The sequence below is a fragment of the Pseudomonas sp. RAC1 genome, assembly GCF_030658255.1.
GTDB lineage: Bacteria > Pseudomonadota > Gammaproteobacteria > Pseudomonadales > Pseudomonadaceae > Aquipseudomonas > Aquipseudomonas boreofloridensis.
Genome location: NZ_JAUTXS020000016.1, coordinates 75,035 through 92,647 on the forward strand (window position 1 = coordinate 75,035; position 17,613 = coordinate 92,647).

Genomic DNA, 17,613 nt, shown 5'->3' on the forward strand with positions numbered 1-17,613 from the left:
TGCAGTCGCGCAACTGCTGTAGGTGCGGGTTTATCCGCACACAGGCCCTGAAAGACTACCCGAGACCCCGCAATGCCATCCGCAACCCGCATGACCCCTACCCTGCTACTGGCCCTGGCCAGCACTGCCGTCCTGGCCGACGGCGACCTGATGCAGCGCACCACCCTGAGCGGCGACTGGGGCGGCCTGCGCTCCCAGCTCGAAGCCGACGGCATCCGCTTCACGGGCGACTACAGCGGCGAAACCGCCTACAACGCCCATGGTGGCCTGCACCGCTCGGCGCGTTACTCGCAAAACGTCAAGCTCGGCGTGCAGTTCGACCTGTCGAAGCTGTACGGCCTGGACAATGGCGGCAAGGTCCAACTGACGATCAATGACCGTCGCGGCAACAGCGCCTCCGCGGACTTGGTGGGCAACCGCCTGCCGATCCAGGAAAACTACGGTGGCCTGTACACCCGCCTGACCGAACTGAGCTACGAACGCAGCCTGTTCACCCCGGCACTGAACGTGAAACTCGGCTACATGGCCATGGGCAACGACCTGGGCGGCCTGGACAGCGGCATCCTGTGCAACTTCATGAACGCCGGTTTCTGCGGTCACCCGCTGAACATGTCCGGCGGCAGCGGCTGGACCAACTACCCCAACGCGCACTTGGGGGCACGCCTGAAGTACGACTTCTCGCCGTCCTGGCAACTGCGCGTGGCCGCGTTCAATGTCGACCCGCAGAGTAATGGCAATTCCAGCCGCGCCTGGCACCTGGGGCCCAAGCACACCACCGGTACCGTGCTACCGGTGGAACTGGTGTACAAGCTCCAGGGCGAACTGCCGGGCGAATACAAACTGGGCTACTACTACGACAGCTCGAATGTGCGGCGCATCGGCAGCGACCGCGAAGTGGCCGGGCGCGGTGGCCATTACCTGTTGATCGACCAGGCCCTGTGGAACGACCCGACCTCGGCCGGGCGCAGCCTGCATGCCTTCGGGCAGTATTCGGCGTCGAGCAAGGCGGCCTCGCCCTTCACCCGCTGGTACGGCGCGGGCGTGGTGCTGTACAAGCCCTTCGAGGGTCGCCCACGCGACACCTTGGCGCTGGGCTACGGCCGCGCCGTGCCCAACCCGCGCAGCCGTGAAGTGCTGGAAGCCTCGGCGTTCGAGGCCGGTCGCGACTTTCCGGACCTGGACAGCGCCGAGCAATTGATCGAGTTGAGCTATGGCTACCAGGCCACGCCCTGGCTGAACCTGCGCCCCGATGTGCAATACATCATCGAGCCGGGCGCCTTCTCCGGCAAAGCGATCGATAACGCGCTGATCGTCGGCTTGCAGGTCAAAGCGAGCTTCTGAGGCTCAGACCAGACTGTCCCCGCCACCGCCGAGCAAGTCATGGGCATCGAGCAGGCGGTAAGCCACCTGCGGGTTGCGCTCCAGCCCCCGGCGAATAGCAGCGGGAATCGCCTGCCGGGTCTTGCGACACAGGCCCGGCTGGTCCTGCAGCTCGATGACGAAGCCGCGCATGGTGCGCACTTCGTTGTAGCCTGGCGCCACCTGCACACGAATGCCCAACTGCTCGTACAGCTTGGTCTGCAAATGCTGCAGGTCTTCGAGACTCTTGAGATTCTCCAGGCGTTCGAGCAGGCGCTTTTCCTCCTGCCGCGTCAGCAAGAGGATGCGCTGGGCCTTGGGCGATTGCCCGTGCAGTTGCTCGCGGCCGCAATCGCAGGCGCCGGGAGGACAGGGCTGACGCAGGGGTGGTGTGCTGGACATGCCGGCAAGCATAGCGCTTTCAGCGCTGGCGTCACCCACCCCTACGCGCATTCAAAGGCTCACGCCGAGCGCCTGACGCACAGGCTCGCCGCGACTGTCGTCGGCGGCGCTGACCAAGGCGAAGTTGTAGGCGCCATGGGACCAGTACCGCGCTTCGAGCTGGCCATCCACGCGCTGCCCACTGGGCATCTGCCCGTAGTGCGCGCCCGGCGAGCGCAGGAACAGGCTGATGCGCTGCCCCCCGGCATCCTGGAACACCAGCAATGCCGCCGGACCGTCCTCATTGGCCAGCAGCCGTGCCCCCACTGGCTGCAAGCCGTAGCTGCTCAGGTCCGGCAGTTGACCGACGCGGGCGAAATGGCGACCCAGCCAGGCTTGCAACTGCGCCGGGTCCTTGGCGGCGATATCCAACTGCGCGGTCTGGGCGAACAATTTGTGCGCCTGGACCGCATCAGCCATCGGCAGCAGGCCGGCGAACAAGGTCGACTCTCGGGCTTGCCATCCGCCGAACCCACCCAGCCCCAACGCCAGCACCAGCACCGCCGCCGAGGCCAGACGCTGGCGGCGGCGCCGAGCCAGGCGTTGGCGCAAGGGCGCCAGCTCCAGGTGCGGGTTAGGCGGCAGGTCGCTGAAGCCTGCCAAGGCCGCACGCAAGCGCCGGGCGTCCTGGCGCCAGGCTTCGATGCGTGCCGCCTGGTCCGGGTGGGCCGTCAGCCACGCCTCGACCTCGACCCGCCGTGCAGGTGTCAGACGATCATCGACATAGGTGTGCAACTCGTGCTCGGTGGGAATCAGGTCGGTCATTTGAGTCTCCGCAAGGCCGGGGATGCAGGCGTGCCCTCGGTCAGTTCGCGCAACGCGGCGCGGGCGCGCGACAGGCGCGACATCACCGTGCCGATGGGGATGGCCAGGGCCTGGGCGACTTCCTTGTAACTCAGGCCCTCCACGCTGACCAGCAGCAACAGCGCGCGCTGCTCGCTGGGCAGCCGCGCGAAGGCCTGCAGGTCGGCCTGGGCCAGTACGATGCTTTCGGTGTCATAGCCCAGCGGCTCGTCGGCCTGGGCGCCTCGGCCGAACCAACCCAGCCAGCGCGCGTGCAGACGTTCGCGACGTTTGCCGTCGAGAAACAGCCGATAGAGGATGGTGAACAGCCAGGCCCGGCGGTTTTCATCCGCGCGCCGCTGCCCGCTGCGGGCCAGGGCGCGCTCGACGGTGGCCTGGACCAGATCGTCGGCCGCCGCGCTGTCGCGGGTCAACCACAGGGCGAAGCGCCGCAAACGCTGCAGCAGATCGCGCCATTGTCGTTCGTCCAGGTCGTGCATATCGGATTCCGGGCCCGCGGGCTGTCAGTGTAAGGATCAGACGGGGCTGGAACGAATCTATTCCCGTCGCGGGAATAAATTTTCGCGCCCTGCGTCATACCGGCTCATTCACTGACCTGGAACGTCACCATGAACACTCCCCTGCAAGGTTCGGCCAAGGCCCTGCGCCTGGCGGCCATCGCCGTCGCGGTGGCCGCGCTGGGCGCAGGTTTCGCCTATGCCGCCGGCTGGATCGGCCGCCCCGGCCTGACGCCACAGCGCATCATCGACACCTTTGAAGCCCAAGCCGGTCATCACCCCGGCTACCGCAAGAACCACGCCAAAGGCCTGTGCGTCAGCGGCTGGTTCGAAAGCAGCGGTCAGGCCCAGGCACTGTCCACGGCACGGGTGTTCAGCCAGGCGCGGGTGCCGGTGATCGGGCGCTTCGCCATCGGCGGCGCCAACCCCTACAGCCCCGACGCCGGCGTGCCGACGCGCAGCCTGGCGGTGCAGTTCAGCAGCGATGATGGCCAGGTGTGGCGAACCGGCATGAACAACCCGCCAGTGCTGGCGGTCAGCGATCCACAGGGGTTCTACGACCTGGTGCTGGCCAGCGGTCCGGCACCCGGCACCGGCAAGCCGGACCCGGCCAAGCTCCAGGCGTTCTTTGCCGCCCACCCGGAAAGCACGGCATTCCGCCAATGGGCCGGCAGCGCCAAACCGAGCGACAGCTTCGCCAACACCGACTACAACAGCCTCAACGCGTTCTACCTGGTCGATGCCCAGGGCAAGCGCCAGGCCGTACGCTGGCGCATGGTCGCGCAGACGCCCTTCAGCCCACTGCCGGCAAAGGTCGAGGACAACCTCTACCTGCAGCACGACCTGCAACACCGTCTGAGCCAGGCACCGCTGCGCTGGACCTTGCGCCTGACCCTTGCCGAGCCCAGCGATGCGGTGGACGACCCGGCCAGTCAGTGGCCGGAGACACGACGCAGCGTGGACGCTGGCACCTTGGTGATCGACCAGGTCGATGCGCCCGAACAGGGTGCCTGCCGCGACCTGAATTTCGACCCGCTGATCCTGCCCGACGGCATTCAGCCCTCCGCCGACCCGATCCTGGCCGCACGCTCGGCCGCCTACTCGGAATCGTTCAACCGTCGCAGCCGGGAAACCCTCGGCGCAGGAGCCCGCCCATGAAACCCGCTGCCTTTCACCCCTTGGCGCGCACGCTGCACTGGCTCATGGCCGTGCTGATCCTGGCCATGCTGTTCATCGGTGTGAGCATGGTCGGCGACCTGTCCACCCGCCACCCGCTGCTGATCGAACTGCACAAGGCCACCGGTCTGGCGCTGTTGGTGCTGGTGGTGCTGCGTATTGCCCTGCGCCTGAGCCTGCCGCACCCACCCTTACCGGCGGATCTGCCGCCGCTTCAGCGTTTCGCTGCGGCGGCCTCGCACCTGGCGCTGTACGGCCTGATGCTGGCCATGCCGCTGCTGGGCTGGGCGATGCTCTCGGCGGGCGGCTATCCCCGGCCACTGCAACTGCCGGCCATCGCACCGCATGACCTGCAACTGTATGCCGTATTGCGCCAGGCCCATGGCTGGGCCGGTTATCTGCTGTTCGCCACCGTTGTGCTGCATATCGCCGCAGCACTGATGCACGCGTTGGTGCGCCGCGACGGGGTGATGCGCAGCATGTGGCCTGGGCCTTTGCGTCGCGGCGACTGACGCATGTGACGGTCGGCGTGGCTAATTCGTTCTTACTACCATTGCCGACTTTTTCACTTGCCAATGGACTGTACCGATGACAACTGCACAGGATACCGCCTCCGCTTCACCGCACAGCGCACGGGACTCGCTCGACCTTCGACCGCTGCTGCTGGCGAACATGGGTTGCACCATGGCGATGATGGCCTTCGTCGTGCTGATCGGCCCCATTGCCCGCCTGCTGGGCATGGCCACTTGGCAGGCCGGCGCGGCGGTCACCGTGTCCGGCGTGGTCTGGGTGCTGCTCGCCCGCCCCTGGGGCCGGGCAGCCGACCGCCTGGGCCGACGGCGCATCCTGTTGCTGGGCAGTGCCGGCTTCACGGTGGCCTACTGGTTGCTGTGCCTATTCATCGACAGCGCCCTGCGCCTGCTGCCCGGCGCAACCCTGGCGTTCATCGGGCTGATGCTCGCCCGGGGCTTGATCGGCGCCTTCTACGCCGCCTTGCCGGTGGGCGGCAATGCCTTGATCGCCGACCATGTCGAGCCGCAGCAGCGGGCTCGGGCCATGGCCCTGCTGGGCGCTGCCAACGCAGTCGGCCTGGTGCTCGGCCCAGCGCTCGCCGCCCTGCTCGCCCGCTACAGTCTGAGCCTGCCGTTCTTCGCCCTGTCGCTGCTGCCAGCCTGCGCCTTCGTGGTCCTGCTGCTCAAGCTCAAACCTCGGCCGCTGCCGCACAACCACGTGTCCAGTGCGGTGCGCCTGGGCGATCCACGCTTGCGTCGCCCCTTGTTGGTGGCCTTCAGCGCGATGCTGAGCGTGACCGTGTCGCAGATCACCGTAGGGTTCTTCGCCCTCGACCGCCTGCAACTGAACAGCACCGATGCCGCCCAGGCCGCCGGTATCGCGCTGACGATGGTCGGCGTGGCGCTGATCGGCGCGCAATTGCTGCTGCGTCGTTTGCAGTGGCCGCCGCTGCGCATGATTCGTGTCGGCGCCAGCGTCAGCGCCCTGGGCTTTGCGGCAGCCGCCTTGGCCAATAGCGCGCCGACCTTGTGGGCGTGCTTCTTCATCGCCGCAGGCGGCATGGGCTTCGTTTTCCCAGCGTTCTCAGCGTTGGCGGCCAACGCCATGGGGCCGAGCGAGCAAGGCGCCACGGCAGGCTCGATCAGCGCCGCGCAAGGCATGGGCGCGGTGATCGGCCCGCTGGCCGGCACGCTGGTTTACGCCCTCGATCCGCGCCTGCCGTTCCTGGCCGTGGCGGCGTTGTTGCTGTTGGTCGGGCTCTGGCCAGCACCCGCTGCGCGCAGCGATTGACGCGCCAAGCGCGCGGCGGATCAGAGTGTGTTCTAATGCGCTGCCCATTATTTTTGACACCTCCGATCACTCACTTCACAAGGCGGCTATGGACACGGGGACACGACTCAAACTGGTGCGTGAACGCAACAACCTCTCCCAGCGCGAGCTGGCCCGCCGCAGTGGCCTGACCAACTCGACGATCTCGCAGATCGAACAGAACCGCGTCAGTCCTTCGGTCAGTTCCCTGAAAAAACTCCTCGAAGGCATCCCCATGAGCCTCGCCGAGTTTTTCAGCTTCGATGAGCCGGCGCGCGAAGAACGCTATGTCTTTCGCGGCAGTGAACAGCCCGATCTGGGCCGCAATGGTCTGCGCATGCTGTTGGTGGGCGCCAGCGTCGAAGGCCGGCAGATGCGCATGTTGCGCGAGCTGTACGCACCGGGCGCCGATTCGGGCGAACCGATCGTGCACGCCGAAGGCGAGGAATGCGGGTTGGTGACGCGCGGGACGGTCGAGCTGTGGGTCGATGGCCAGGTCAGTGTGCTCAACGCCGGCGATGGGTACTACATTCCCACCACCCTGCCCCACAGCTTCAAGAACATCGGCCCGGACGAGGCGGAAATCATCAGCGCCAATACCCCGGCCAACTTCTGATCGATGCGGCGCCGGGCCCAGGCACACAGGGCCCGGCGCGGTCGATCAGAGGTACGTGAACACGGTCTCGGCCGGCAGGCGCGACTTGCTCAGGCCGGCGTTGAAGTCGTCTTCGCTGTGATAACCCAGCGCCAGCAGCACCACGCTGGTGAAGCCTTGTTCGCGCAGGCCCAGCTCGGCATCCAGCGCCTTGCTGTCGAAACCCTCGATCGGCGTGGCATCCAGACCATGGGCCGCAGCGCCGAGCAAGGCGGTGCCCAGGGCCAGATAGGTTTGCTTCTCCATCCAGTGCTGCTCGTCCTTGAGGTCGTAGCGGTGCAGGTTCACGTAGCCACGGCGGGTCTGGTCCTGACCGACACGCGCCTGGTCATCGCGGAAACGACCATCGGCAGCCTCCTGGTCCAGCACGGCGTTCAGATGCGCTTCGCTCATCGAGGTGCGGGTGGCGAACACGATCACGTGCGAGGCGTTGAGAATCTTCCCGGTGTTATAACCAAACGCCTCGGTGGCCTTGGCCAGGCGCGCCTTGCCTTCGGCGCTGCCGGCGACGATGAAGTGCCAGGGTTGTGAGTTGACCGAAGACGGGCTATGGCGCAGTTGTTCGAGCAGGGCATCGAGGGTGGCCTGGGGGATGATGCGGCTGGCGTCATAGGCCTTGGTGGTATAGCGGCGCTTGGCCAGGGTGACGGTATCCATCGGTACGGCTCCAGTCTGGGAGAGTGATGGCGTGTATCTTATCTTTTCTGTCAGCCAGAAAAACCGGCAGAATGCAGCAACACTTTCATCACTGGAGTGAAAATGCTGCGCCTCGACGACCTCCATCTGTTCATCCGCTCCAGCGTGCTCGGCAGTTTCACCGCGGCCGCCCAGGAGGCCGGCGTACTGCCCGGCCAGGTGGCGGCGGCGATCAAGCGCCTGGAGCGCGAACTGGACGTGCGTCTGTTCGCCCGCACCACCCGCAGCCTGCGCCTGACTGCCGAGGGCGAGCTGTACCTGCCGACCGCGCACAGCGTGCTGGAAACCCTGCGCCAGGGCCGCGAAAGCCTGCATGGCGACCACAGCGAACTGCGCGGGGTGCTGCAGGTGTCGGCGCCCTCGGACGTCGGGCGCAACCTGCTGCTGCCCTGGCTCAGCGCCTTTCGCCGCGAGCACCCAAGCCTGAACCTGCGCTTCTTCCTCTCCGATGAACTGGCCGACTTTTTCCGCGACCCGGTGGATGTCGGTATCCGCTACGGCGTCGAGGAAGACGCCAACTACATCGCCCTGCCGCTGGTGCCCTGGAATCGCCGGGTGGTGGTGGCCTCGCCAGCCTATCTGGCGCGGCGCGGCCGCCCGCACACCCCGGAGGACCTCAAGCGCCACGACTGCCTGCTGTACCTGCAGCAGTCGCGGGTGTTCGATCGGTGGCAGTTGGGCGATCAGACCGTGCAGGTCAGTGGGCCGCTGTTCTGTGACGATGCCGACGTGGTCCGGCGCTGGGCGGTGGCCGGCGAAGGCATCGCCTTCAAGTCCTGGCTGGATGTCAGTGCCAATGTGGCGGCTGGCGAACTCGACGTGCTGATGCCGGACTTTCCGGGGGATCTGCGGCCGCTGGTGCTGGTCTGCCCCCACCGCAAGCAGTTGTCTGCGGCAGTGACGAGGCTGCACCAGTGGCTCTATGACAGGTTCGCGCAGATGCGTCCGTGCAACGCAGATCAGGGCAGCAACGGATAGACCCGGACGTAGTCGACGTCGAAGTCGGTCTGTGCCGTGTGCCGATCGCCATAGCCGGCTTGCGGGGCATCGGCTCGCGCAATGTCCGAACTCAACCTGATAGCCTGCGGGGTGCGTGAAATAGGCACGTTGGCGGAAACGCGCTGGCTCAGTTGACCGTCGACGTAGAACTCATAACGGTCCGGGGCCCACAACAGGCCGAAGGTGTGAAACTCACCGTCTGCCAGGGTCAGGAGCTGGTCGAGGTGCGACCAGGCTTTATGCTCGGCGCCGTAGCCATCCCACTGCAGCGCATGCGCGTACTGACTCTGCTCCACGTCGGAAAGATGCTCGAAGACACCCATCTCTACGCCGGATTTCTCGGCATCACCGATCACGCTGCCCATCGTTGGCGATTGCACCGAGAACGCCACCTTCACGCCTGGGGCGTGCTTGAACCTCACCGCTGCCTCCCAGTAGCCGTAAGTGGCCATGAATTCGTCTTGGGTGCTGATCATGCCGCAGTGGTGTCGGACCTCGCCGTCGGCGTGTGCCTGCGAATAGGTGCGGATGGTCAAGTAGCCGCTGTCCACGGTCACCGCCGAAGGCTCGTTGATGCACTGGTCTTTTCGGCCTGGCACGCGCTGACTCCAACGCTGCGCGTCCAGTTCGACACCCTCGAAGTCCTCGACGAAGATCGGTGTCGGCGACACGCCCGGTGGTACGAAATAATCCTGGGCCGATCCAACGTGCAGATGCAGGACGAAGGCTGCACCAACGCCTAGCGAAACGAGCTTTTTCATGCGATTCCCCTGACTACCTTGAAGATGCAAGGCCGTAGCGGAAATCTATGTACCGGACCGAGGCGTTGGAAACTGACAGAATTACCAGATGACAGCCCGTACAAAATCTGCAAAGGCCCACAGGTCGCCGCGCTGCACAGGCGTTCTAAGCACCGCCCTCGGCGCTGAGTTACGCTAGTTCACCACGCCTCCGGACAGCCACAGCCATGAGCAACTGGATCGACCTCAAGCAGGACGCCGACACGGGCATCGAGTCGGTCCGCGCGCATTTCACCGGCCACGCCTACGACCCGCACTGGCACGACAGTTTTCTGGTGGGCGTCACCGAACAGGGCGTGCAACAGTTCAACTGCCGCCGGGTGCGCCACTGCAGTACACCGGGACAGGTGTTCCTGCTCGAACCCGGCGATCTGCATGATGGCGAGGCGCCCACGCACGAGGGGTTCACCTACTGCACCTTGTACCTGGACAGCCATTGGCTGGAAAACCAGGTGCATGCGCTGTTCGACAGCACACCGGCCGGGTGCCTGCCCTCGTTCGCCGATACCCTGTGCACCGACCCGCGCCTGGCCGGGGCGACCAGCCGCGCCTTTCAGGCCCTGCACGGCGGGGAACTGCGCATCGTGCGCCAGACTGCCCTGGACGATCTACTGGCCTGCCTGACGCGCCACCTGCACTGGCGCAAGCGGCTCAACCCCGACCCACGGTTGCCGCTGAGCGCCCAGCGCGCGCGGGACTACCTGCACGCTCACATGGACAGCGACATCGGCCTGAGCGACCTGGCGCAGGCCTGTGGTGTCGACCGCTTCCGCCTGACGCGCGCGTTCAAGGCGGCGTTCGGCCTGGCCCCGCACGCCTACCTGATCCAGTTGCGCCTGACCCGCGCCCGGCGCCTGCTGGCCCGAGGCGACACGCCCAGCGAGGTGGCCATGGCCTTGGGCTTCGCCGACCAGAGCCACCTGGGGCGCTGGTTCCGCCGCGCCTACCGGCTGACCCCGGCCGACTACCGCCGCCGCTGCTCAAACCTTCCAGACTGAACCGCGCTCACCCTGCACCCTGGTGACTGGTCTTTCTGGAGTTCGCTCATGTCGCCCTCGTTGCTGCCTTTCATGCTCTTCGCCCTGGTCGCCAGCATCAGCCCTGGCCCGACCAACCTGTTGATCCTCGCCCACGGCGCGCAACATGGCCTGCGCGCCAGCCTGGCACCGATCGTCTCGGCCTGTGCGGCGGCGGCCGGTATCGTCTGGCTGGTCGGGCTGGGCTTGGGTGAGGTGCTGCTGCGTTATCCACTGGCGCAGCACGTGATGAGTGGGGTCGGTGCGCTGTGGCTGAGTCTGCTGGCCTGGCAGTTGTTTCGCGCTGCCGGCGAGCCGGTTCAGGCTTCGACTACCCGGCGCTTCGGCGCGGGCAGCGCAGCATCGCTGCAACTGGTCAATCCCAAGGTCTGGCTGATGGCGGTGGCGGTGATCGGGGTGTTCGCCGCACCGCAGTGGCCGGTATGGCAATTGGCGCTGGTGTTTCTGCTGGTCGCCCTGCCCTGCATGGGCGCCTGGGCGCTGCTCGGCGTTGGCAGCGCCCGCTGGCTGGGTGCAGCGCCGCAATGGCGGCGGTTCAACCAGCTGCTGGCGCTCGTGCTGCTGGTGTCGGCGTGGTCGGCACTACTGAGCGGAGCCTGACGCCGCCGCAGGCGCCGCCAAGGCCTGGCGAAACCGCTGGGCGCTGGTCACCGCAATCACCAGGCCGATCAGCGCCACCGCGCCGCCGGTCAGGCCGATATAGGCCACGCCCACTTGGCTGCTGACGATGCTGCCCAGCAGTGCGCCGCCGCCGATACCGATGTTGTAGATCCCGGAGAACAGCGCCATGGCCACATCGGTGGCATCGGACGCCAGTTTCAGCGTCTTCGATTGCAGCGCCAGACTGAAACTGAGAATCGCCACACCCCAGAACATGCTGAGCACGGCGAATGCCGTGAAGCTGCCGGCCAGCGGCAGCAACAACAGCAGGCACAGCGCCAGGCAGGCGATCGAACCCAGCAGGAAGCCCTGGGGGAAGCGATCGCTGTAGCGGCTGAACAGCACCGAGCCGAACACACCGGCGCCGCCGAACAGCAGCAGGACCAGCGTGGTGTGGTCGCCACTGATCTGCGCCACGTGCAGGGCGAACGGCTCGATGTAGCTGTAGGCGGTGAATTGCGCGGTGATCACCAAGGTGACCAGCAGGTAGGTGATGACCAGTGCCGGACGCCGGAACAGGACAGGTAAGCTGCGCAACGAGCCGGAGTTCTGGCTCGGCAGCAGCGGCAGCGACTTCATCAGGCACAACATGGTGGCCAGGGCCACGCCGGCGATGCTGAGGAAGGTCACGCGCCAACCCAGCGCTTCGCCCACCACCCGCCCCAGTGGAATGCCCAGCACCATGGCCAGAGTCGTACCGGTCGCCAGCAATCCGAGCGCCTTGGCCTGCTTGCCGGCCGGCGCCACACGCACCGCCAGCGAAGCGGTGATGGCCCAGAACACGGCATGCGACAGGGCAATGCCGATGCGGCTCAGCAACAGCATGGCAAAACTCTGCGCCAGCCATGACATCAAGTGGCTGACGATGAATACCAGGAACACCAGCAGCAGCAGGCGCCGCCGTTCGATGTTGCGGGTGAGCAGCATCAGCGGCAACGAGGCCAGGGCCACCACCCAGGCATAGATGGTCAACATCAAGCCGACCTGCGCGGTGGTCATGTCGAAGCTGCGGCCGATGTCACTGAGCAGTGCCACCGGAACGAACTCGGTGGTATTGAAGATGAAGGCCGCCAGCGCCAGCGCGATCACGCTCAGCCAGCTGCCGCCGCCTGCCGGAGCAGGTAGGGATTCGGGTAGGGGTGCATTCATGGAGGCCACTGCATTCTCCGCAGGCAAAGCGATAGGACGCACAGCGCCGCCCGAGGTTCAGGGCGGCGGCTGCACGGTTTTTCTTGTTAGGGGGAATGACGGCCATGGTACGCGGCGTGGCCAGGCGCCACAACCGCAGGAGTCTGCTGCGGCGCCACACAGGGCAGTGGCGTAGCGCCGAAGGCCGGTCGGACAGCCCGTATCAGGCGTGCAACGTGGCCATGTCGATCACGAAGCGGTACTTCACGTCACCCTTGTGCATGCGTTCGAAGGCTTCGTTGATGTTGCGGATGTCGAGCATCTCGATGTCGCAGGTAATGCCGTGCTCAGCGCAGAAATCCAGCACTTCCTGGGTTTCGGCGATGCCGCCGATCAAGGAACCTGCGACCACGCGACGCTTGAGCACCAGGTTGGCCGCGTGCACCGGCGGGTCGATCGGCTCGATCAGCCCGACCAGGATGTGCACGCCGTCGAACTTCAGGGTTTCCAGGTAGGGGTTGAGGTCATGCTGCACCGGAATGGTGTCGAGCAGGAAGTCGAAACGCCCGGCTGCCGCGCGCATCTGCGCCTCGTCGGTGGACACGATCACCTGGTCGGCACCCTGACGACGCGCTTCTTCAGCCTTGGCCTGGGAACGGGTGAACACGGTGACTTCAGCGCCCAGGGCCTTGGCGAACTTGATGCCCATGTGGCCCAGACCGCCCATGCCCAGCACGCCCACTTTGTGGCCAGGGCCGACGCCGTGGTGCTTGAGCGGCGAATAGGTGGTGATGCCAGCGCAGAGGATCGGTGCTGCGCTCGGCAGGTCCAGGCCCTGCGGCATGCGCAGGACGAAGTGCTCGCTGACCACGATGCTGCTGGAGTAGCCGCCCATGGTGTTGCTGCCGTCCACGCGGTCGGGCGTGGCGTAGGTCATGGTCGGGCCTTCAAGGCAATACTGTTCCAGATCTTTGTGGCACGCTTCGCACTGACGGCAAGAGTCGACCATGCAGCCGACGCCGACCAGATCGCCGACTTGGTAGTTGCCCACTTTGTCGCCCACCGCCGTGACGCGGCCGACGATTTCATGACCCGGCATCAGCGGATACACAGCGATACCCCACTCGTTGCGGGCCTGGTGCAGGTCGGAGTGACACACGCCGCAGTAAAGGATGTCGATGGCGACGTCATCGGCGCGCAGGGCGCGGCGTTGGAAGGTCATGGGCGCCAAGGGCGCAGTGGAGGATTGGGCGGCGTAGCCGATGGCGGTGTACATGCTCTGGACCTCGCAGATTGAAACGATTCAGGCGTGCCATTTTGCGCACCTCAGACCGCGCGGACCACGGTCGATCCTCCGGGATTCGTGCCTGATTCTCCGAACCTGCTCACCGCGATCTGGCGCTAGACTGTCAATCTGCGATCATCCAACTGTCTGATCCTCTGCCTGCGGTTTGCCATGCACCTGACCCACCACGTTGATGCCAATGCGCCTTTGTGCGCACTGATTCGCGCCCTCGCCTCGCGCCCCGGCTTCGTTGCCACACACTTGCCGCAGGTGCAGGTCCTGTCCTGGGACCATTACGTGGCCAGCAGCCCACAGATCTACGAGCCGAGCCTGATCATCCTCGCCCAGGGCAGCAAGCTGGCGCGCCTGGGCCCGCGCACGCTGGAATACGGCGCAGGGCATTACCTGATCCAGGCGCTGTCGGTGCCGTTCATGTGCGAGACCTTCGCCACCGCGCAGGCGCCGATGCTCGGCGTGGCGGTGGACATCGACCGCGCGGTGCTTGGCGAACTGGTGCAAAGCATGGCGCTGCCGCCGGATCCGGCGGTGCAGGTGCAGACGCCACAGTCGATGAGCTCGGCGGCGCTGGACGCCGCCATGCGCGCCAGCGTGGAGCGCCTGCTCGAATGCCTGCAAGACCCGATGGATGCCAAGGTGCTGGGCCCGACCCGGGTGCGCGAAGTGCTCTATACCGCCCTGCGCGGTCCCCAGGCGGGCGTGCTGAGGGCGCTGGTGGAACAGCAGGGCCATTTCGCCCGCATCGGCTCGGCGCTGGCCTACCTGCGTGAACATTATGCCGAGCCCTTGAGCGTGGAGGCGCTGGCCAGCCGCGCCAACATGAGCGTGTCGACCTTCCACGACCACTTCAAGCGCTGCACGGAGCTTGCACCGATGCAGTACCTCAAGCGTCTGCGCCTGCTCAAGGCGCAGCAGATGCTGATCGGCGAGCGCCTGGGCGTGGCCCAGGTGGCGCATCGTGTGGGCTACCAGAGCACCTCGCAGTTCAGCCGCGAGTACAAGCGCCAGTTCGCCCGCAGCCCGGGCGATGAACTGCCTTATCAGAGTCTGCCGGTGTAACGACCCGGGTCATCTCTGGCGAAGCACCATCGCGCTGATCGCCGCACTCAGTTCCTCCTTCGCCAGCCCCGGCTCGACCTCTGCGCTGGCCGCTGCCTGGGCCAAGGCATCGCCGGCTCCGACCAGCAGGCGCAGGCCCGCAACGCCAATATCGCCAGTCGGCGCGAACGGCGCCAACGCCTGGCGGCACTTGTCCAGAAAAGGATCTTCATAGCCGCGCTTGAGCGCCTCCAGCTCGGGTGAGCCGGCGAGTGCCGCCACCACCCCGGGCATCTCCTGGCCCTGGGTCATCACACAATCGACGTAAGCGGCGGCAATCACTGCCGCACGCGCTTGGAGCGTCGCTTCACAGTCGGCCAGCAGCCTGTCGAGCAGCGCACTCTGACGCGTGTCGTACTCCTCGTAGAGCGCGACCAGCAAGCCGTTTCGGGTACCGAAGTGGTCGTACACCACCGGTTTCGTAACGCCCGCCAGTTCAGCCAGTCGCCCCAGACTCAGGGCGTCGGTGCCTTCCTCTCGAACCATCTGCCACGCCACGGCTATCAGTTGGCGTCGGCGTTCGGAGTTTCACCCCCGCCGACCTGGCCGTACATCGTCGCCTGGGCCCACCCAGCGCTGCAGTGGTCGCCGAGCAACGGCGCATCGAAGGCGCGGACGCCTTGGTACTGGTGTACCCGGTCTACTGGTGGTCGTTTCCTGCCTTGCTCAAGGGCTGGATCGACCGAGTGTTCAGCAACGGCTGGGCCTTCGACTACGATGCCGAGGGCAGAACCACCAAGCGACTCGGGCACCTCACCGTGCATCTGCTCGCCCTCGGTGGCGCCGATCAGGGCCTGTTCGCGCGGCACGGCTATGACCGCGCCATGCGCACGCAAATCGAGCACGGCATCTTCGACTGGTGCGGCGCGCAGGTCTCGACTTCGCTGCTGCTCGATGACAGTGAAGGCCCCGAGGCCGCGCGGCATCTTCAGCAGGCCCATCAGTTGGGTCGCTCGCTGTTCGACCTCGGGGCTCAAGCGCCGCTCAGCGGCCATTCGGCCAGCGGCAGGTAGCGCCCTTTGCGCGACTCGTACAAGCCGAACTGGCGTACATTGAGGTAAAAGTCGGGCGCGACGCCTGCTTCGGGCGGCTCGCCTGGGTAGTCGCGGGAAAGGGTCAGGTGTGCACGGTAATCGCGGGCCTGGTCGGCGATGCCCAGCGGCAGCAGTGCCTGGTGCAGGGCGTAGACCCATTGGCGCAGTGCAACGGGCGTGTCACTCGGCTCGAGTACCAGCACCCCTGGGCGCCGCCAGGTCTGGAGGCGGTCGAGCAGTAGACGCACAGGCGCTGCCGGGCGTTTCAGACCCTCGACCACCGCGCACAGCGCCGGCACCTGGGCGGCCGGTACATCGCCCAAAAACAGCAGCGTGACATGGAAGTTCTCAACGGGCACCGGTTTACCGGCCCGCAGTCCGAGCGCACGCCGCCATTGGGCTATGGCACGGCGTTGCGGCTCAGCCAAAGAGAATGCGAAAAACAGTCGTTTGAAGGGCTCGCCCCCCGACCGGACATCCTGAATCATTGGAACTGGCCTCCTGGCTCGAAGTGCTTCGGCTGACTAACAGGGAGAAACGCGCGAGGTTGAATCGTTTGCGCTGACAGCGGCGGATCGTGCCAGCCAGCCACGTCACGCAGCAACAATAGGTACAAACCGTCCGCACGATTGTTTATGCTGGCAGGCTACGGCCATGGCGCATGGCCATTTTTATTCGACAAGTAACCGTCCATGAAAATTGCTCTCGTACTGATCTTCGTCCTCTCGATCGCCTATGTTCACTTGCGCGGCCGGGTCCGTCACAAGCTGACCCGTCAGTTGGGCGATCACTCCAGCTTCCTGGCGCCGGTGAACAGCTTCCTCTACCTGTTCTCCAAGCTACCGGCCAAGCCCTACCTGCCGGTCGAGTCGTTCCCGGAACTGCAACCGTTGAAGGACCACTGGCAGGAAATCCGCGAAGAGGCGGTGCAACTGCTGCAGGCGGGGGAGATCAAGAAGTCCGATAACTATGACGATGTTGGCTTCAATTCGTTCTTCAAGACGGGCTGGAAGCGTTTCTATTTGAAGTGGTATGGCGAAAGTCATCCGTCGGCGATGAGTCTGTGCCCGCGTACTACCGAGTTGCTGCAAGGCATCGGCACGGTGAAGGCAGCGATGTTCGCCACCCTGCCCCCTGGGGCCAAGCTGGTGCGTCATCGCGATCCTTATGCGGGGTCGTACCGTTATCACCTGGGGCTGCAAACGCCTAACGACGATGGCTGTTACATCGACGTCGACGGGGAGAAGTATTCCTGGCGCGATGGTGAGGCGGTGGTGTTCGACGAGACCTATATCCACTATGCGGCCAATACCACCGAACAGAATCGGATCATTCTGTTCTGTGATGTGGAGCGGCCTCTGAAGTATCGCTGGGCCGGCGCGTTCAACCGGTGGTTCAGTCGTAATGTCATGGCGGCGGCGGCGGCGCCTAATGATGCGAATGACAAGACTGGGGGGATCAACCGGCTCTTTACTCGGATTTACAGGATTCGGGAGCGGGGGAAGGCGCTGAAGAAGCGGAATCGGACGCGGTATTACCTCGAGAAGTGGGCGGTGGTGGCTGGGTTGGTTTTGGTGTTTATTTATATTTGACTTGTTGGGTGATTGGGTGATTATCCGGATTTTGGGGTGATGCTTAGTCACCTTTTCGCCTTTACGGCGACCCCCTTTTTTTCTTGGAAAAAAGGGGGCAAAAACCGCTTGCTCCCGCATCCGGCCCCTACGCTGCGCTTCGGGGTTCCCTCGCGCCGGCGTCGCTCCGGGAGGACCGCGCTTAGGGGCCGTCCTGGCCCCAAGCGCTTGACGGGCATCCATGCCCGTCACCTCCCTGCGCAACGCCTCTGCTCGGCCTCCTGAGGTCGCGGTTGGCGGTGATTGGGCTACCGCGAACTAAGATCAAAAGCAACGGCAACGGCAACGGCGATTTGAGCGCGCAGCGCTCCCGAACATCTGCCCTACCGCTCTGCTTCTAAGCGCGCGCCAGTTCAGACGCCGCCCATCGCGACCTCAGGAGGCCGAGCAGAGGTGGCATGGAGGGGGTTGACGGGCATGGATGCCCGTCAAGCGCTTGGGGCCATGGATGGCCCCTAAGCGCGGTACCCCCGG

The 17,613-nt window shown here is 65.5% G+C and carries 18 protein-coding genes and 2 pseudogenes; 11 read left to right on the plus strand and 9 right to left on the minus strand.

What is annotated here, in order from left to right; translation table 11 throughout:
- The first annotated feature begins 72 nt into the window (after positions 1–72).
- The gene (locus Q7C30_RS03590) at positions 73–1,341 is read left to right on the plus strand and encodes a carbohydrate porin (RefSeq protein WP_317870695.1); all 1,269 of its coding nucleotides are present in this window, start codon (positions 73–75) and stop codon (positions 1,339–1,341) included.
- Positions 1,342–1,344: 3 nt separating this feature from the next.
- On the opposite strand, the gene Q7C30_RS03595 is transcribed toward Q7C30_RS03590, so the two are convergent.
- From Q7C30_RS03595 to Q7C30_RS03605, 3 genes are read right to left on the minus strand one after another with little or no spacing between them, the layout of a single operon-like run.
- Positions 1,345–1,761: a hypothetical protein gene (locus Q7C30_RS03595; protein WP_317870706.1), complete on the minus strand. Its 417-nt coding sequence runs from the start codon at positions 1,759–1,761 to the stop codon at positions 1,345–1,347.
- Positions 1,762–1,812: 51 nt separating this feature from the next.
- The gene (locus Q7C30_RS03600) at positions 1,813–2,565 is read right to left on the minus strand and encodes an anti-sigma factor (RefSeq protein ID WP_317870696.1); all 753 of its coding nucleotides are present in this window, start codon (positions 2,563–2,565) and stop codon (positions 1,813–1,815) included.
- Positions 2,562–3,083 (minus strand): sigma-70 family RNA polymerase sigma factor, encoded by a 522-nt coding sequence (locus Q7C30_RS03605; protein WP_039577439.1) that lies wholly within the window; start codon positions 3,081–3,083, stop codon positions 2,562–2,564. The genes Q7C30_RS03600 and Q7C30_RS03605 overlap by 4 nt, the downstream gene beginning before the upstream one ends.
- Before the next feature lie 129 nt (positions 3,084–3,212).
- Here Q7C30_RS03605 and Q7C30_RS03610 point away from each other — a divergent pair, with 129 nt between their 5' ends.
- From Q7C30_RS03610 to Q7C30_RS03625, 4 genes are all read left to right on the plus strand, one after another.
- Entirely contained in the window at positions 3,213–4,259 is a 1,047-nt protein-coding gene (locus Q7C30_RS03610) for a catalase family peroxidase (RefSeq protein ID WP_317870697.1), read from the plus strand.
- Positions 4,256–4,789 (plus strand): cytochrome b/b6 domain-containing protein, encoded by a 534-nt coding sequence (locus tag Q7C30_RS03615; protein WP_317870698.1) that lies wholly within the window; start codon positions 4,256–4,258, stop codon positions 4,787–4,789. Before Q7C30_RS03610 ends, Q7C30_RS03615 begins: the two co-directional genes overlap by 4 nt.
- A gap of 76 nt (positions 4,790–4,865) precedes the next feature.
- Positions 4,866–6,080 carry an MFS transporter gene (locus Q7C30_RS03620; RefSeq protein WP_317870699.1) on the plus strand — a complete coding sequence of 405 codons (1,215 nt, stop codon included), beginning with the start codon at positions 4,866–4,868 and terminating at the stop codon, positions 6,078–6,080.
- 88 nt (positions 6,081–6,168) lie between these two features.
- The gene (locus Q7C30_RS03625) at positions 6,169–6,714 is read left to right on the plus strand and encodes a cupin domain-containing protein (protein ID WP_039577429.1); all 546 of its coding nucleotides are present in this window, start codon (positions 6,169–6,171) and stop codon (positions 6,712–6,714) included.
- Between the two features lie 45 nt (positions 6,715–6,759).
- On the opposite strand, the gene nfsB is transcribed toward Q7C30_RS03625, so the two are convergent.
- The gene (gene nfsB / locus Q7C30_RS03630) at positions 6,760–7,410 is read right to left on the minus strand and encodes an oxygen-insensitive NAD(P)H nitroreductase (RefSeq protein ID WP_116888110.1); all 651 of its coding nucleotides are present in this window, start codon (positions 7,408–7,410) and stop codon (positions 6,760–6,762) included.
- A gap of 102 nt (positions 7,411–7,512) precedes the next feature.
- On the opposite strand from nfsB, the gene Q7C30_RS03635 reads away from it, so the two are divergent.
- A complete protein-coding gene (locus tag Q7C30_RS03635; RefSeq protein WP_317870700.1) occupies positions 7,513–8,427 on the plus strand; it encodes a LysR family transcriptional regulator in 915 nt (304 codons plus the stop codon).
- Here Q7C30_RS03635 and Q7C30_RS03640 read toward each other — a convergent pair.
- Entirely contained in the window at positions 8,409–9,209 is an 801-nt protein-coding gene (locus Q7C30_RS03640; protein ID WP_317870701.1) for a glycoside hydrolase family 16 protein, read from the minus strand. The genes Q7C30_RS03635 and Q7C30_RS03640 overlap by 19 nt on opposite strands.
- Before the next feature lie 206 nt (positions 9,210–9,415).
- Here Q7C30_RS03640 and Q7C30_RS03645 point away from each other — a divergent pair, with 206 nt between their 5' ends.
- Together Q7C30_RS03645 and Q7C30_RS03650 are read left to right on the plus strand one after the other, a co-directional pair.
- Positions 9,416–10,246: an AraC family transcriptional regulator gene (locus Q7C30_RS03645; RefSeq protein WP_295485315.1), complete on the plus strand. Its 831-nt coding sequence runs from the start codon at positions 9,416–9,418 to the stop codon at positions 10,244–10,246.
- Positions 10,247–10,294: 48 nt separating this feature from the next.
- Positions 10,295–10,885 carry a LysE family translocator gene (locus Q7C30_RS03650; protein WP_317870702.1) on the plus strand — a complete coding sequence of 197 codons (591 nt, stop codon included), beginning with the start codon at positions 10,295–10,297 and terminating at the stop codon, positions 10,883–10,885.
- Here the strand turns inward: Q7C30_RS03650 and Q7C30_RS03655 are convergent.
- Positions 10,868–12,094 carry a sugar transporter gene (locus Q7C30_RS03655; RefSeq protein WP_317870703.1) on the minus strand — a complete coding sequence of 409 codons (1,227 nt, stop codon included), beginning with the start codon at positions 12,092–12,094 and terminating at the stop codon, positions 10,868–10,870. The genes Q7C30_RS03650 and Q7C30_RS03655 overlap by 18 nt on opposite strands.
- 202 nt (positions 12,095–12,296) lie before the next feature.
- Complete coding sequence (locus Q7C30_RS03660; RefSeq protein WP_039577411.1) at positions 12,297–13,349, minus strand: NAD(P)-dependent alcohol dehydrogenase; 1,053 nt, start codon at positions 13,347–13,349, stop codon at positions 12,297–12,299.
- Positions 13,350–13,529: 180 nt separating this feature from the next.
- Here Q7C30_RS03660 and Q7C30_RS03665 point away from each other — a divergent pair, with 180 nt between their 5' ends.
- Entirely contained in the window at positions 13,530–14,435 is a 906-nt protein-coding gene (locus tag Q7C30_RS03665; protein WP_039577408.1) for an AraC family transcriptional regulator, read from the plus strand.
- A 9-nt stretch (positions 14,436–14,444) separates the two neighbouring features.
- On the opposite strand, the pseudogene Q7C30_RS03670 reads toward Q7C30_RS03665, so the two are convergent.
- Positions 14,445–14,996 (minus strand): annotated as a pseudogene (locus Q7C30_RS03670) (TetR/AcrR family transcriptional regulator); the annotation flags it as partial.
- On the opposite strand from Q7C30_RS03670, the pseudogene Q7C30_RS03675 reads away from it, so the two are divergent.
- Positions 14,996–15,487: pseudogene (locus tag Q7C30_RS03675) on the plus strand (NAD(P)H-dependent oxidoreductase); the annotation flags it as partial. The pseudogenes Q7C30_RS03670 and Q7C30_RS03675 overlap by 1 nt on opposite strands.
- Here Q7C30_RS03675 and thpR read toward each other — a convergent pair.
- On the minus strand, positions 15,448–15,996 hold the full coding sequence (gene thpR, locus Q7C30_RS03680) for an RNA 2',3'-cyclic phosphodiesterase (protein ID WP_317870704.1): 549 nt from the start codon (positions 15,994–15,996) through the stop codon (positions 15,448–15,450). The pseudogene Q7C30_RS03675 and the gene thpR sit on opposite strands and share 40 nt — an antisense overlap.
- A gap of 204 nt (positions 15,997–16,200) precedes the next feature.
- Between thpR and lpxO the strand changes: the two genes are divergently transcribed.
- Positions 16,201–17,100: a lipid A hydroxylase LpxO gene (gene lpxO, locus Q7C30_RS03685; protein ID WP_029614357.1), complete on the plus strand. Its 900-nt coding sequence runs from the start codon at positions 16,201–16,203 to the stop codon at positions 17,098–17,100.
- The last annotated feature ends 513 nt before the right edge of the window (positions 17,101–17,613 follow it).